Genomic DNA, 14,199 nt, shown 5'->3' on the forward strand with positions numbered 1-14,199 from the left:
CGGGGTTCCGGGTTCGGTTCGAAAGTGGTACTGTCAGGAAATCCTCCAGAGCGGCTAAGTCGTGTGGAACCGTTATACACCCTGTGACAGAACGTATCAAAATCAACCGTGTGACAAACGTGCTCGACCGGGTCGACTACCCGATAGGGCGGGACGACGCCGCAGCCGAGTTCGACGACGTGACGCTGATCTTCGCCGACGGTGAGACGAACCTCGGCGAGCTGATCGCCAACTGCGACCGCGAGGAGTTCGGCTCGGCCGACGATCTCGACACCGAACTCAACAACGTGATGCCGATCGAGGCGGTCGGCGAGCCGGGCCAATCCGACGGTGACGCCTAACCCCCGCGTTTCGGCCGTCCTCTGACCGAGAGGAGTGACTACCGAATAGGTATCGGCTGACGGTCGACGTTGTGGGCTATTTATATTATCAGACTAATAGTACGAGTGATATGATCACGCGGCAGGGAGGACAGCGATGGCGGGGGAACTGATCAGCGCGCGGTTCCGGATGCCGATCCCCGACGGCGTCTGGACGAAGGAGGTCTCGATGTCGTTTCCGGAGGCCCGGTTTCGGCTGTTGGCTGGCGTGCCGACCGACGAGGAGGCGATGTGTCTCGGCGAAGTCATCGGCGACAAAGCCGCGGCTGCCGGTGAAGCCATTCGGGACCACTCCGAAATCGTCGACTACGACGAGCTGTATACGGACGCCCAGCGGACGATCGCCCAATATAAAGGGACCAAACGCCCGTTTTTCGATCTGTTCGGCAGCACGTCGCTGCCGCCTGAGTTCCCGACCGTCGCCAGAAACGGCACCGTGGAGTTCGACGTGACCGTCACCCGCGAGCAGTTCGAGCAGCTCGGGGCGGTCCTGGAAGACCGTGGCGTGGCGTACGAACTGGTTTCGGTCGTGCGGGATCGGGAGTCCGAATCCGTCCTCACTGAGCGGCAACGCGAGTGTCTCTCAGTTGCGCTCGGAGCGGGCTACTTTCAGGTGCCGCGTGAGTGTACGCTGGCCGACGTGGCCGAGCGACTGGGCGTCGACAAATCGACCGCGAGCAAGACGATCCGCCGCGGTGCGGCCCGCGTCCTCGAATGGTTCCTGATCGGCCAGCGGTCCCACACCGATCCACAGCTGCCGTGAGGCTGGTCCCGCTCGGCGCGCCCCGAGACGCAGCAGCCGATCGACCCCCAACCGAATCCCGGCGTTTAAGTATCTCAGTCGACTTTCGATTCGCTAATGGAGTTCTGTGACGACTGCGGTTCGATGATGAAGACGGAGGGAGATCAGTGGGTCTGTTCCTGTGGGTTCGAAAAGCCACGCGACGAAAAACAGGAACAGGCGATGACGACCACACAGGGCCAGGTCAGCACCGAAATCGTCGACGTGAGCGACGCCGAGGATCAGGGCCTCCCGAGCACGAAAGCCCAGTGTCCACAGTGTGACAACGACATGGCCTACTGGTATATGCAACAGATCCGGGCGGCAGACGAGTCCGAGACACGGTTCTTCATCTGTACCGAGTGTGAACACAAGTGGCGCGAGGACGACCACTGAACGGTCGACAATGGATATCCCGCCCCCGTCGGTTCCCGAATCGCGGCTGACCGACTGGCGGCAGACCGATCAGACGGTCGACTCACCGTTTTCGACCCCCGTAGTGTCGGTTCATACTCATACTCGTGTTTACGAGGAGTCGACGGAACGCGAGCAGATCCGTGAGCAGACCGGCATCGACCACCCATGGCGGTTCTTTTTTATTAGTCGAGTCCGGCTCGATCCACCGCAGCCGCCGAACCCGATGTTAACCTCGTTGCTTCGCCAACGCGTCGCCTCGGCGTTCGTCGACCGGCTTGACGGTCGTGGACTTACCGATATCACGAAACAGACCCGGAGTCGAATCTCGGTCGGGGATGCTGACGGCGTTCAACGACGATACCACGCGCGGCTTCAACTGTCGGCCGACGATCTCGCAACTGAACTGCGCGTCGACGACACTGACCCCGACCGGCTGTCGCTGCCGATCGAGGCGCTGTTGGTCGTCTGGGCTGACGGTGACTACTACGTCGCCGGAGGCGCGTATCCCGCTGGGCCACCCGAGTGCGGTTCCGACGAACTCGTGGCGGCACTCCGAGCGGAGATCGATCCTGCCGCTGCCCGCCGGGAGCTGGTGGCACTAATAAAAGGCTGCGACCAGCAGTAGGTCGGATCGACCACTTGGGGTCGGTGGCCGCCGTCTACGTGTCGCTGCTATTGTCGCCGTCCGAGTCGGTCGAACACTCCCCGCCGCTCACGTCGGTCAGAATCGAGAGTTCGCCCTCGCGGGAGATTAATACGACCAGTTCCAGACAGTCGTGGTCCGGGAGGTCCGCCGAGGACACCCCGGCTCGGGTGTCGTCGTCGCTAAGTCGTACGGTCAGCTGGAACTCTCCGGGATCGGTCGGCCACTCGCCGTCGAGAGTGAGGCTACTGTCGCTTTCGCCGATCGCGCCCAAGTCGTGTGTCTCCCAGTACTCGATATCGTCTCCCCACTGGGCGATGACGTCCACCGTCCGGGCATCATCGTCGAGGTTCTCCAGTGAAATCGTTTCGAGCACCGATCCCGTCGCCGACTCGCCTTCGGCAGCGGTTTCGGCGGCGTTCTCCGGCCCCGAACAGCCCGCGACCGCTCCGGCTGTGATCGCCCCACCCAGCGCGAGCAGCCGACGGCGTGTATATGCAGTCATTGCTACTGGTTCACCAACGAGACCGTATAACCCTTTGTCAGACGCTCGCCCGGTCAGTGCCAGCGTCCTCGCCCAGCGGCCTGCAGGACCCCCGCGAGGTCGACCCGAAATGGGCCGAATCCGAGGCGGTCGGCGAGCCAGCCAGCCGATCTGGTGGGCTCGTAGTGGGCGACCGGAACCCCGCGGACACGAACGAGCACCGGCGTCTCGATGGTGAGGGGACTATCGCGGCTGCGCTCCCGAAGCCAGCCGCCGACCTCGCCCGTGGCGGCTGCTCGGAGTTCGCGGAGTGCGTCGAAGTCGGGAGCTTCGACGTATAGGGTGTCGCCTTCGCTGTGGAGCCGGAGCGACGATTCCTGGAGGCCGACGGTCAACTCGGCCTCGACGCGGAGTCCGCGCGGTTCGTCGGTGGGAGTCACTCGTCGCTGTCGCGTTCGCGGGCTCGGATCTTGACCGTGCCGTCGAGTCGCCACTCGGCGTGGTCGGCGTCCTCGCCGATCCGGTCGGGGACGTCGATCCGCATCTCGTCGAACTCGTAGGTGATCTCGGCTCCGCGCCCGGTGAGCCGCTCGTAGAGGCCGATCGCCAGCTCCGGCCACGTCTCGGTCTGCTCGACAGTGGAATCGTTCGTCGACATCGTATCTGTACAGAAGTGGGCTGATATAAAGAGTCTGGCGTCGTTTCCGTTGCCAACGCTAGCTGTGCCGCGCGAAGGTGAGATAGCCAGTGTGGCCGACGCCCGCCGTCGACGGTCGAGAGCCACGGTCGTCGAAGGTCATCTCTCGTTGGATGGTCTCGATCGTCTCGACCCCCGACAGTCCGGCCTCTTCGGCGGCCGCGACGGTCTTTCGGGAGTTCTCGATAAACGGCGAGTAAACCGCAACGTAGCCGCCGTCGGCCAGCAAGTTGGGGGCCGACGCGACGATCTCGGGGGCGTCCTCCGTATCGAGCGTCAACAGATCGAACGGCTCGCCCCCGGTGAGTGAGTCGAGGTCATCGGTAATGTCGCCGGTGCGGACGTCGACCCGGTCTTCGACGCCTGCTGTGACCATGTTTTCGCGGGCGACCTCGGCGAACTCGGGGTCCTGCTCGTAGGTGGTGACCGAGGCACCGAGCCGACCCAGATACGCCGACAGCACCCCGGTTCCGGTCCCGGCGTCGAGCACCCGGTCATCGGCGGCCGCGCCGGTGTGGCCGACGACGAGGCCGATATCCCGGGGCATCATCGGCGCGCCGGTACGTTCGAGATGGTTGAACAGGTCAGGGCCCCGGAGCTCGCGGGCGACGAACTCCGTGCCGAGATGTGTCTCCAGGACGTCCCCGTTTTCGACGTCGTCGGGGACGGTCAACATCCCGAGGTCGGTGTGGAGCTCCGCGCCGGGCGCACGGAGATACTCCCGATCACCGTGACAGAGGAGAATCACCCGAGGCGGGAGATCGCCGCGGCGAGATCGCCGTCTTCGGCTTCGAGGGCCTCGCGGGCGTCGCTTTTCGAGACGCTGGCCTGCGAGGCGACGAGTTTGATATCGTCTTCCGGGATTCCCTCGTCGGCCGCGTCGGCCTCGCTCCCGTCGTCGACTGCGCCTGCCGTTGCCTCTTGTGTTTCGGGCTCGCCGACGATCTGGTAGGTCTGGCTCCCCTGGGCGTCCATTCGGGTGACATCCGGGGCCTCAAAGACGAGCTGCTCGCCGTCGGTCGTGGTGATGGTGACCGTCTCGGCGTCGAGCTCGGTGACGTCGATCCCCATCTGTTTCATCATCTGTTGCATCTTCCGCGGGTTCATACCGCCGCCTCCAAACATACCTAGGCGGTCTCGGGGGACGACGAAAAGCGTGGCGAAGCCAACCGCCGTGCCGACCGATCGCGTCACGATCTCCGACCGCGGCGATCTGTCGACTCGATCGGCCCCACATCCTGACACACGGGTCGACCTGAGAGTCACAGGTACTATAAAAAACGGTACATGTCTGTCGGCCGAATCGGACCCTGATTGTTCATGAGCCACACACGACGCAGGGACGTACTCAAGACAGCGGGCATGGTCGTCGCTGTCGGGGGATTGGCGGGCTGTGCCGACACCGGCGAGCCAGCCGATGACGGAGAGGGCGAGACACCGGCCGACGACGAGGGGCAACCACAGACCGAAGACGGCGAGCAGGGTGCGCTGCGGGTCGCCCACGCCTCGCCGGACGCGCCGAACGTCGACGTCTACATCGACGGCGAGGCGGCCATCGAGGATCTCGCCTTCGGCGAGGTCAGCCCCTACGCGGCGCTCGATCCAGGAACCTACCAGGTCCAGGTCACGGCGGCCGGTGACCAGGAGACGGTCGTCTTCGACGAGGAGATCGAGCTCGATGCCGGGGTCACACAGACCGCTGTCGCCTTCGGCGAGGCTGCCGGTGGCCCCGATACCGGCTTCCAGATCGAGCTTCTCGACGACGATCTCACCGATCCCGGCGAGGGGATGAGTCGGCTTCGGCTGTTTCATGCCGTCCCTGATGCCGGGACCGTCGACATCGTCGCCGTCGACGTTCCCGACGCCGAGGGCGACGGCGATGGCGGCGATCAGTCGGCCGACGTACCCTCGGAGGGCGAGCCGCTGTTCGCGGGCGTCGAGTTCGGCGGGACGGTCGCCGAGTCGATCCCGGCGGGCGACTACACGCTGGGGGTCGTCCCCGCAGGCGGTGGGGGCGAATCGACAAACGATACGAACATGACCCAAGGGGAGAACGACACCCAGGAGGCAAACGATACGCTGGGAGAAAACGACACGCAAGGGGAGAATGACACCCAAGAAGGGAACAACACGACGGACCAAGGGACCGACGACCAGCAGGCCGACGGCCCGGCCGCGGAGATCGACCTGGAGGCCGATGGACAGACCGTCTACACGGCCTTCGCGATCGGCTACCTCGATCCCGAAGCCGTCGGCTCGGAGGCGGGCTTCGAGGTCGTCACCGTCACCGATGCCAGCGAGGGTGAGCGTGCCCAGGGTGGCACCGACAGCGGAGCGATGTTCAGCCCGACCGCGTAGACCGCCTACCGCTCGCTCGTCGGTCCCGTCGTTGTTCCCCGCCAACTGCTTTTAACACGCCACGCCTCGTGGCTCTCGACAATGTTCGACGACGAGGACCTCGCGACGATCCGCGAGGCCAAAGCCGAGTGGGAAACCGAGACGCTGGGGCCGACGCTCGACCGCTTCGGCGAGCGCGCCGAGGCCTTCGACACCGACACCGGGGGCCAGTCCGTCGACCGCCTCTATACGCCCGCGGATGTCGCCGATCTCGACTATAGCGAGGACCTCGGCTTTCCGGGCCAAGAGCCCTACACGCGGGGCGTCTACCCGACGATGCACCGGGGGCGACTGTGGACGATGCGGCAGTACGCCGGGATGGGAACCGCCCGTGAGACCAACGAGCGTTTTAATTATTTGATCGACCAGGGCTCCTCGGGGCTCTCGATGGCCTTCGATCTCCCAACCCAGATGGGCTACGATTCGGACGCCGCGATGGCCGCCGGTGAGGTCGGCAAGGCCGGGGTCGCTATCGACACGCTCGCTGACTTCGAGACCGTCTTCGATGGGATTCCACTCGACGAGGTTTCGACCAGCATGACGATCAACGCCCCGGCGGTCGTCCTGTTGGCGATGTACATCGCGGTCGGCGACAAGCAGGGCGTCGACCGCACCCAGCTCCGCGGGACGGTCCAAAACGACATCATGAAGGAGTACATCGCCAGAAACCTCTTTATATACCCGCCGGAGCCCTCGATGCGGCTGGTCACCGACACCTTCGCGTTTGCGGCCGACGAGGTCCCCAACTTCAACACGATCTCGATTTCGGGCTACCACATCCGCGAGGCCGGATCGACGGCGGCCCAGGAGATCGGCTTCACGCTCGCCAACGGGATCGAGTACGTCGAGGCTGCCATCGAGGCCGGACAGGACGTCGACGCGTTCGCGCCACAGCTCTCCTTCTTTTTCAATGCCCACAACAATATCTTCGAGGAGGTCGCCAAGTTCCGAGCGGCCCGGCGGCTCTGGGCCACAATTATGGACGAGCGGTTCGGCGCTGAAAATCCAAAATCCAAACAGTTGAAGTTCCACACCCAGACCGGCGGCTCGACGCTCACCGCCCAGCAGATCGAGAACAACGTCGTTCGGGTGGGGTATCAGGCACTCGCCGCAGTCCTCGGTGGCACCCAGAGTCTCCATACGAACGGCAAGGACGAAGCCCTCTCGCTGCCGACCGAGCAGTCGGTCCGCACCGCGCTGCGAACCCAGCAGATCCTCGCCCACGAATCCGGGGCGGCCGACACCATCGACCCGCTGGCGGGGAGCTACTACGTCGAATCGCTGACCGACGAGGTCGAGGCCGACGCCCGCGAGATCATCGACACCGTCGACGAACGCGGCGGGATGCTCCGGGCGGTCGACACGGGGTACGTCCAACAGCAGATCCAGGACGTGGCCTACGAGCGCCAACAGGAGATCGAGTCTGGCGAGCGGATCATCGTCGGGGTCAACGAGTTCGAGGTCGACGAAGATCCCGAGATGGAGCTGGAGACGGTCGACGAGGAGGACGAACAGCGACAGATCGACCGGCTGGAGCAGGTCAAAGCCGAGCGGGATGGAGCGGCGGTCGACGAGGCGCTGGCGGCGGTAGCCGATGCGGCGGCCAGTGGTGATAACGTCCTCCCGCCGACCATCCAGGCGGTCAAAGCCTACGCCACAGTCCAGGAGATCTGTGACGTGTTCCGCGATGAGTTCGGCGAGTACCAACCCGGCATCTGAGGCGTTAACGGCGGTTAGCCCAGCGAGACGGCCGTTCCGTAGGCCAGGACCTCCGCGGCTCCCTCCGTGTCGCTACCGGTCATGAACCGCACGCCGACGATGGCGTCCGCGCCCATCGACTTCGCTTCGGCTTCCATTCGCTTTTCGGCGCGCTCGCGGGACTCGGTGCTGAGTTCGGTGTAGCCACGGACGATGCCGTGGGTGCGTCTGATCTTTCGACCGGGGACCGTGTCAGTCGTTGTAACGATCATACTGATCGATTCTCACTAAAGGCTATAATTTTGTTGGGAACCTGATGGCTCCGGGCGGTGTTCTCGCTGTCATTTATACGGCCTGGCGTCGACCGCTCGGTATGCGTTTCCACCACGCCGGGATCGCGACCGATGACGCCGCGGGCCTGGCCGAGCGTTACGGCGAGCTGTTCGACGCACCGCTGGTCCACCAGGAGGCCGTCGACGGGATGGAGGTCCTGTTTCTCGATCTCGATGGCGCGTATTTCGAACTGTTAGAGCCACACGAACCGGGGCCTATCGAGAGCTACCTCGACAGTCACGGTCCAGGAATCCACCACCTTGCTCTCGAGACCGACGACATCGACGCCGCGCTGTCGACGGCCCGAGAGTGCGGTGTGGAGTTGATCGACGACGAACCTCGCCCCGGTGCGTGGGGTCATGAGGTCGCTTTCCTCCATCCGAAGTCGACTGGTGGGGTGTTGGTGGAGTTCGTCACACATGGCTGACACGGTGGCGCAGTGGACCACTGCTATCCCAGTCGTTCGCACATAGCTGTTCTCGATTGGTGCTCATCATATATTCTGAGAAAATATATAATTCATAAACTATATTTGGGTGTGAGAATTTCATTCGGCTATGTTCGAAGATGGAATGTCGTACCCAGTGCGCGGCGAATGGTTCGGACGAACCGTAATTGGCGGTCTGTTGTTCCTGTTTTCGGTTCTCCTGATTCCGGCGTTTTTCGCCATGGGATATCTGATCAATGTCCTCAAAACGACCGTTGAGGGTGCTGAGGAACCGCCAGCGTTCGACGATTGGGGTGACCTGTTTATCAAAGGGCTCGTCGGGACCGTGATTTCGTTCGTCTACTCGGTCGTTCCGTTCGTCGTCTTCGGGATCATTGGCTTCGTTCTGTTCGGCATCGTTGGAGTTGCTGGTGGGGCCGGTGGCAACGGTGGGGGGATCGTCGCTGGTCTCGGGCTGACAGCAATCATGCTGCTGGGCGTGCTGTTTCTGCCAGTTGTGTTCCTCGTCTACTACATGGTGCCTGCGGCGCTCACGAACTACGCTATCGAGGAAAAACTCGGAGCAGCTTTCGACTTCCAGACGATCAAACCCATTCTGCTGAGCAGTGAGTACCTCATTGCCGTCCTGCTGCCACTCGTTGTGGCAGTGTTCCTCTGGATCGCAACGAGTATTTTGAGTATCACAGTGGTTGGCCTCCTGTTGGTCCCGTTCCTCCAGTTCTACGGGCAGGTGGCGGTGTTCAGAATGTTCGGCACTGCCTTCGCAAGCGTCGCACACAAATCACGGGCTGGTGCCTCGTCGGCTGGCGTTACGGCGGACTAACACCCACGGTCGGTCCGATTTCCGTTTCTCACTGAACTCCGACTGGGTGGCGAACCTCCCCTGTATTTTCGAGGTCACCCAGCCTACACGTAGTGATCGATCACGACGACAATCAAAAATCAGACAGGTCAGTCGGGGTGATCGCCCTCGACAGCCGATTTCTACCTCTCAATAGTGATTAAGTGATGCAAATATTCATTAGCGACGGTACCAAGATCCGTATGGAATGGTGACCGGTTGTGTCCAGTGACAGTCCCGAGTCGTCGACTGTCGAGGCGGCCCTGGAGTCGGTGCGGTTCGTCGGGCCAGCGACAGCCGCCGTCCTGGAGCGCGAGGGGTACGACGCCACAGCCATCACCGACAAACGTGTCTCCTTTCGAATGCTGGTCGAGGCCGGAGTGAATCCGGGCGTCGCCGCGAAGATCCGCCGGGAGCACTCGCTGTCGTGGTCCTTCGACTCCGGCGGCGACCTCGACCGCCGGTCGGCACAGATCCGCGGGCTCGGCAGCGCCGAAGCCGAGTGGATCGCCGCCTCGGCGGGCGACTGGGAGGCTGACTCGACTGGTGGCGACCACACCGCGGTCGACGACTCCGCAGTCGACGACGAATCCGACGGTCAGGCCGACGACACCTGGCCTAACGAGCCGACGCCGTGGCCGACCCACGGCGAGTCCGAAGCCGTCACCAGTGCCGCCGCCGACAGCACCGCGGCCGATACCGCCACCACCGACGGCAGCGGCGACGCGATCAGCGCCGAGGCCGCCTGGCGGGCCCGAAGCAAACCGACGCCCGTCGAGGACCTGGCGGCGATCGACACGGCGGCCGCCGAGCAGCTCGCGGAGGCGGGGATTACCTCGGTGCGAAGCCTTGCGACCGCCGATGCCGAACACGTCGCGGACGTCCTGGAGCTTTCACAAGCGGTTGTCGACGAGTGGTATCAGGCGGCACGGGATGCCTACGAATAGTTGGTGATGTGAAAACGGGTAGCAGCCAGCGGCAGATACAGCATCAGAATATCAGTATCCCAGCTGTTAATCACCAAACCCAGCGAGACAGTTATAAATAAATAATATCAGATTGATAATTCAGTGGGCTGGGGATCTATAATGAACAATACAGTTATTTATCTCATGATTGTGTGATTGTTTGCTTACAAAATCGGGTTAGAAAAGCAATCTCTTCGAAGTTTTTACTACAAACAGAAGTAACGCTCTGGAGGCGAAAACGGGCCTACGGGAGTCTCTAACGTATCAGATCGGCAGGATTGACCACAGTGTTTTTATGGTAGATTACGGGACATACTACTGATGATCCCACACGCTGACGAGGCGATAACCCGCGACGGCAAGTCGCTGATCCTCGCCTACGACCACGGCCTGGAGCACGGCCCCGTCGACTTCGAACCGAACCCCGCCACGGCGGACCCCGATCGCGTCTTCGAGATCGGTACCCACAGCGCGGTGACCGCCGTCGCCGTCCAGAAGGGGATCGCCGAGGCCTACTACCCCGCGTATGAGGACGAGGTCACGCTCCTTGCGAAACTCAACGGCACCTCCAACCTCTGGATGGGCGAGCCCAATTCGGCCGTCAACTGGACGGTCGAAAACGCCGCCGAGGTCGGCGCCGACGCGATCGGCTTTACGGTCTACGGTGGCTCGAACCACGAAATCGAGATGGTCGAGGAGTTCCGCGACGCCCAGGAGGCCGCCCGCGAACACGACCTCGGCGTCGTCATGTGGTCCTACCCGCGCGGCCAGGGCCTCAAGAACGCGACCACGCCCGACACTATCGCCTACTCGACCCGGCTCGGTCTGGAGCTTGGTGCCGACATCACGAAGGTCAAGTATCCAGGATCACCCGAGGCGATGAGCCACGCCGTGAACATGGCCGCCGACTCGAAGGTCGTCATGAGCGGCGGCTCGAAGACCGACGATCAGGACTTCCTCTCGACGGTCAAAAGCGCGATGGACGCCGGTGCAGACGGGCTGGCGGTGGGCCGGAACGTCTTCCAGCGTGACAACCCCGAACAGATCCTCGATGGGCTCGAAGCGGTGATCTTCGAGGAAGCAAGCGTGAAAGAGGCACTCGACGTGATGGGATCCGAACCAACCGATCCGGCGGCACTCGACTAATGAGCTCACCTACTGCAGACCACGACTCCGCGGAGGTGCTCGACGATATCTTCGAAACGCTCGCCGAACTCGCACCCGAGATCCGGGACTCGCTGCCCGGTCGACGGACCAAGAGCGACGAGGTCAACCCCAGCGGCGAGACCCGCATGGAGGCCGACGCCTACGCCGACGAGCTCCTGGAGGAGGCCCTCGGCGGGATCGACGGCGTCGGCTGGTATGCCAGCGAGGAGCAGGCCGAGCCGATCGACCACGGCGAGGGCGTTTCGGTCGCTCTCGACCCTCTCGACGGCTCGTCGAACCTCAAGCCCAACAGCCCGATGGGGACGATCATCGCGGTCTACGACGGCGAGCTCCCGGCAGGTGGCGACGACCTCCTGGCCGCGGGGTTCGTCCTCTTCGGCCCGATTCTGACGATGGTCGTTGCCCGCGACGGGCGGCTGACCGAGTCGGTCGTCGAAAACGGCGAGATCGACGTGATCGACGACGACGTGACGATTCCCGAGGAGCCGACCGTCTACGGGATGGGCGGCCGTGTCCCCGACTGGACCGAGGGCTTTGCGGCGTTCATCGACGAGATCGAAGACGAGTACAAGCTCCGCTACGGCGGCTCGATGGTCGCCGACGTGAACCAGGTGCTGACCTACGGTGGGATCTTCTCGTACCCCGCCCTTCAGTCGGCGCCGAACGGTAAACTCCGATTGGCGTTCGAAGGGATTCCGATGGCCTACATCATCGAGTGTGCTGGCGGCGTTTCCTCGGACGGAACCCAGTCGATCCTGGATGTCGAGGCCACCGATCTCCACCAGCGTGTGCCGGTCCACCTCGGCAACGAGGAACTCATCGACCGCGTCGAGGCTCACCTCGCCGACGAGTAACCGATCGACCGTCGAATTCGATTCGAACCGGGTAGTTGTCGACACGGCCCGTTTTGTAGCCGAATACCGCTATCATCGCCGTTGCTTTTCCGACCTCCGAGCGTTGCTTCCGTTATGGGTGAGTCGAGCCACAGTGAGGTCGACCCGACGGATGCCGACCAGCGGGAGATCGGTGGCGAGATGGTCGACGACAGCAGTGGCCTCGGCTCGGTGATGGCCCACGCCTACCGTGGCGAGATCGACCGGGTGGGAACCTGGCGGCAGCGCCTCGATCAGACGACGACCTGGGCAGTGACGCTGATGGCAGCGATCCTGACGTGGGCGTTTTCGAGCCCCGACAATCCGCACTATCTCTTGTTGGTCGGTATCAGCGTCGTCACCGTGTTTCTGGGGATCGAAGCCCGGCGCTATCGGGATTACGACGTCTTCCGAGCGCGTGTGCGACTGCTCCAGGAGAACCTCTTTGCAAACGCGCTCGATCCCGCTGCGGATGTGCCGAGACACGACTGGCGAGTCCAACTGAGTGCGGATTACCGCGACCCCACGGTGACAGTGCCGGTGGGCGAAGCACTCTCGAATCGGCTTCGGCGGGTTTATCTCTGGCTGCTGGGGGTGCTCCTGTTGGCATGGCTGTTCAGAATCACGGCGTTCACGCCGCGTCAAGACTGGGTCACAGCCGCCGAGATCGGTCGGCTTCCGGGCACTGCTGTGGTTGTGCTCGTCGCCGTGTTCTATGCTGTTCTGCTTGGGATCACACTGTGGCCCCGCGAACGCCACGCCAAAGGTGAGTTCCGTACGGACGAAACGGACGATTGGAAAGAATCTCAAAACGAGACTTCTAGAGACGAGACCTCACCCGACGGATAGTCGAAGACGCGCCCTATGTTTCCGAGGCGGCGGCCTCGTCTTTTTCTGAGCCAGCAGCCTCGTCCTCTTCGAACACGAACGTCCCATCCTCTTGGACGACCTCGCCGTCGAGTTCGATTTTCGAATCCTGGCTCATATCGACGATCATATCGACGTGTTCGGCCGACTCGTTGCGCTCGTTGTCCTCGCCGACGGTCTCTTTATAAGCCGACCCCACAGCGAGATGGATCGTATCGCCCATCTTCTCGTCGAACAGCATGTTGTAGGTCACCTGATCGATCGCGCGGTTCATCCCGACGCCGAACTCGCCGATGCGGCGCGCGCCGTCGTCGGTCTCCAGGATCTCGGTCAGCAGGTCCTCGCCGACGGCCGCATTGTGGTCGACGACCTCGCCATTTTCGAAGGTGAGCCGCACGTCTTTGATCTCGCGGCCCTGCCGGTAGAGCGGGATATCGAAGTAGACCGACCCCTCGACGCTGTCGGCCACTGGCGCGGTGAACACCTCACCACCGGGAAGGTTCTTCTCGCCATAGTCGTTGAGCGTCTCGTTGCCCTCGACCGAGAAGGTGAGGTCGGTTTCGTCGCCCGCGACGATCCGGACCTCGCTCGCCTCGTCGAGGCGGTCGACCATTTCGGCCTGAAACTCCCGCTGAGCGTCCCAGTCGAGACTCACGGCGTCCCAGACGAAGTTCTGGTAGGCTTCGGTGCTCATTCCCGCGAGTTGGGCGTGGCCGCTGGTCGGGAACTGCGTGAGACACCAGCGTTTCGAGAGCCGTTCCTCCTGGACGGGTTTGACTGCCCGGCGGTAGGCCGCGTTGTTCTCGGGTGGCACGTCGCTGGTCTCGGTGACGTTCGCGCCGCCGCGGGCGATGATGAACGCGTCGGTCTCCTCGTAGAGGGCCTGCTGGTGGTCGGGCGTTTCGTACTCCGTCCCGCCGTTCCGGAGATAGGCCCTGGAGGCCCGCTCGGAGTGGGCGATCCAGACCGGGATCGCGCCGCGCTCGCCACATAGTTCGTGGAGGGCGACCGCGAGGTCTTCGGCCTCGCTTGGTAGTTGGATAACGACACGGTCGCCCTCCTGGATGTCGACCGAGTGGTCGACGATCGTTTCGGCGTGTTCGCGGATTCGTGGGTCCATACAGCCCGTAGTGAACGGATGAATAAAATACGCGCTGTCTGGGAGCACGTCGCTACCATGACTCAAGGTTCTGTGAGCGATTTAAC

The 14,199-nt window shown here is 63.1% G+C and carries 19 protein-coding genes; 12 read left to right on the forward strand and 7 right to left on the reverse strand.

All coding sequences use genetic code 11. The features are described 5' to 3' along the window. The first annotated feature begins 83 nt into the window (after positions 1-83). From NO877_RS05200 to NO877_RS05215, 4 genes are all read left to right on the forward strand, one after another. On the forward strand, positions 84-341 hold the full coding sequence (locus NO877_RS05200) for a DUF5789 family protein (protein ID WP_256395259.1): 258 nt from the start codon (positions 84-86) through the stop codon (positions 339-341). A gap of 136 nt (positions 342-477) precedes the next feature. After that, positions 478-1,143 carry a helix-turn-helix domain-containing protein gene (locus NO877_RS05205; RefSeq protein ID WP_256395260.1) on the forward strand — a complete coding sequence of 222 codons (666 nt, stop codon included), beginning with the start codon at positions 478-480 and terminating at the stop codon, positions 1,141-1,143. A gap of 96 nt (positions 1,144-1,239) precedes the next feature. Continuing rightward, positions 1,240-1,557 (forward strand): transcription factor S, encoded by a 318-nt coding sequence (locus NO877_RS05210; RefSeq protein WP_256395261.1) that lies wholly within the window; start codon positions 1,240-1,242, stop codon positions 1,555-1,557. Between the two features lie 10 nt (positions 1,558-1,567). Next, the gene (locus NO877_RS05215) at positions 1,568-2,203 is read left to right on the forward strand and encodes a DUF6517 family protein (protein WP_256395262.1); all 636 of its coding nucleotides are present in this window, start codon (positions 1,568-1,570) and stop codon (positions 2,201-2,203) included. Positions 2,204-2,237: 34 nt separating this feature from the next. Here the strand turns inward: NO877_RS05215 and NO877_RS05220 are convergent, their stop codons facing one another. Genes NO877_RS05220 through NO877_RS05240 form a run of 5 tightly spaced genes read right to left on the reverse strand, consistent with a single transcriptional unit; the run spans position 2,238 to position 4,527 of the window. Continuing rightward, a complete protein-coding gene (locus NO877_RS05220) occupies positions 2,238-2,726 on the reverse strand; it encodes a hypothetical protein (RefSeq protein WP_256395263.1) in 489 nt (162 codons plus the stop codon). A 53-nt stretch (positions 2,727-2,779) separates the two neighbouring features. Beyond that, positions 2,780-3,145 carry a hypothetical protein gene (locus NO877_RS05225; RefSeq protein ID WP_256395264.1) on the reverse strand — a complete coding sequence of 122 codons (366 nt, stop codon included), beginning with the start codon at positions 3,143-3,145 and terminating at the stop codon, positions 2,780-2,782. Continuing rightward, the gene (locus NO877_RS05230; protein ID WP_256395265.1) at positions 3,142-3,363 is read right to left on the reverse strand and encodes a hypothetical protein; all 222 of its coding nucleotides are present in this window, start codon (positions 3,361-3,363) and stop codon (positions 3,142-3,144) included. The genes NO877_RS05225 and NO877_RS05230 overlap by 4 nt, the downstream gene beginning before the upstream one ends. Before the next feature lie 58 nt (positions 3,364-3,421). Then, positions 3,422-4,150: a methyltransferase domain-containing protein gene (locus NO877_RS05235; protein ID WP_256395266.1), complete on the reverse strand. Its 729-nt coding sequence runs from the start codon at positions 4,148-4,150 to the stop codon at positions 3,422-3,424. Continuing rightward, positions 4,147-4,527 carry a nascent polypeptide-associated complex protein gene (locus NO877_RS05240; protein WP_256395267.1) on the reverse strand — a complete coding sequence of 127 codons (381 nt, stop codon included), beginning with the start codon at positions 4,525-4,527 and terminating at the stop codon, positions 4,147-4,149. The genes NO877_RS05235 and NO877_RS05240 overlap by 4 nt, the downstream gene beginning before the upstream one ends. A 195-nt stretch (positions 4,528-4,722) precedes the next feature. On the opposite strand from NO877_RS05240, the gene NO877_RS05245 reads away from it, so the two are divergent. Next, entirely contained in the window at positions 4,723-5,760 is a 1,038-nt protein-coding gene (locus tag NO877_RS05245; protein ID WP_256395268.1) for a DUF4397 domain-containing protein, read from the forward strand. Between the two features lie 81 nt (positions 5,761-5,841). Continuing rightward, positions 5,842-7,518: an acyl-CoA mutase large subunit family protein gene (locus tag NO877_RS05250; RefSeq protein ID WP_256395269.1), complete on the forward strand. Its 1,677-nt coding sequence runs from the start codon at positions 5,842-5,844 to the stop codon at positions 7,516-7,518. Between the two features lie 14 nt (positions 7,519-7,532). Here NO877_RS05250 and NO877_RS05255 read toward each other — a convergent pair whose 3' ends face one another. Next, complete coding sequence (locus tag NO877_RS05255) at positions 7,533-7,769, reverse strand: YbjQ family protein (protein ID WP_256395270.1); 237 nt, start codon at positions 7,767-7,769, stop codon at positions 7,533-7,535. Between the two features lie 101 nt (positions 7,770-7,870). Here NO877_RS05255 and mce point away from each other — a divergent pair, with 101 nt between their 5' ends. The 6 genes from mce to NO877_RS05285 all read left to right on the forward strand — a co-directional run bounded on the left by mce (position 7,871) and on the right by NO877_RS05285 (position 12,975). Next, on the forward strand, positions 7,871-8,257 hold the full coding sequence (gene mce / locus NO877_RS05260; RefSeq protein ID WP_256395271.1) for a methylmalonyl-CoA epimerase: 387 nt from the start codon (positions 7,871-7,873) through the stop codon (positions 8,255-8,257). A gap of 130 nt (positions 8,258-8,387) precedes the next feature. Then, positions 8,388-9,101 carry a DUF4013 domain-containing protein gene (locus tag NO877_RS05265; protein ID WP_256395272.1) on the forward strand — a complete coding sequence of 238 codons (714 nt, stop codon included), beginning with the start codon at positions 8,388-8,390 and terminating at the stop codon, positions 9,099-9,101. A 239-nt stretch (positions 9,102-9,340) separates the two neighbouring features. Then, on the forward strand, positions 9,341-10,066 hold the full coding sequence (locus NO877_RS05270) for a DUF7409 domain-containing protein (protein ID WP_256395273.1): 726 nt from the start codon (positions 9,341-9,343) through the stop codon (positions 10,064-10,066). Between the two features lie 342 nt (positions 10,067-10,408). After that, on the forward strand, positions 10,409-11,233 hold the full coding sequence (locus NO877_RS05275; RefSeq protein ID WP_256395274.1) for a class I fructose-bisphosphate aldolase: 825 nt from the start codon (positions 10,409-10,411) through the stop codon (positions 11,231-11,233). After that, entirely contained in the window at positions 11,233-12,108 is an 876-nt protein-coding gene (locus NO877_RS05280) for a class 1 fructose-bisphosphatase (RefSeq protein ID WP_256395275.1), read from the forward strand. Before NO877_RS05275 ends, NO877_RS05280 begins: the two co-directional genes overlap by 1 nt. A 114-nt stretch (positions 12,109-12,222) precedes the next feature. Continuing rightward, positions 12,223-12,975: a DUF2270 domain-containing protein gene (locus NO877_RS05285; protein ID WP_256395276.1), complete on the forward strand. Its 753-nt coding sequence runs from the start codon at positions 12,223-12,225 to the stop codon at positions 12,973-12,975. A 13-nt stretch (positions 12,976-12,988) separates the two neighbouring features. Here NO877_RS05285 and NO877_RS05290 read toward each other — a convergent pair whose 3' ends face one another. Next, entirely contained in the window at positions 12,989-14,113 is a 1,125-nt protein-coding gene (locus NO877_RS05290) for an aminopeptidase (RefSeq protein ID WP_256395277.1), read from the reverse strand. Positions 14,114-14,199: the final 86 nt, after the last annotated feature.

It is taken from the genome of Halohasta litorea, assembly GCF_024494645.1.
GTDB classification, from domain to species: domain Archaea; phylum Halobacteriota; class Halobacteria; order Halobacteriales; family Haloferacaceae; genus Halohasta; species Halohasta litorea.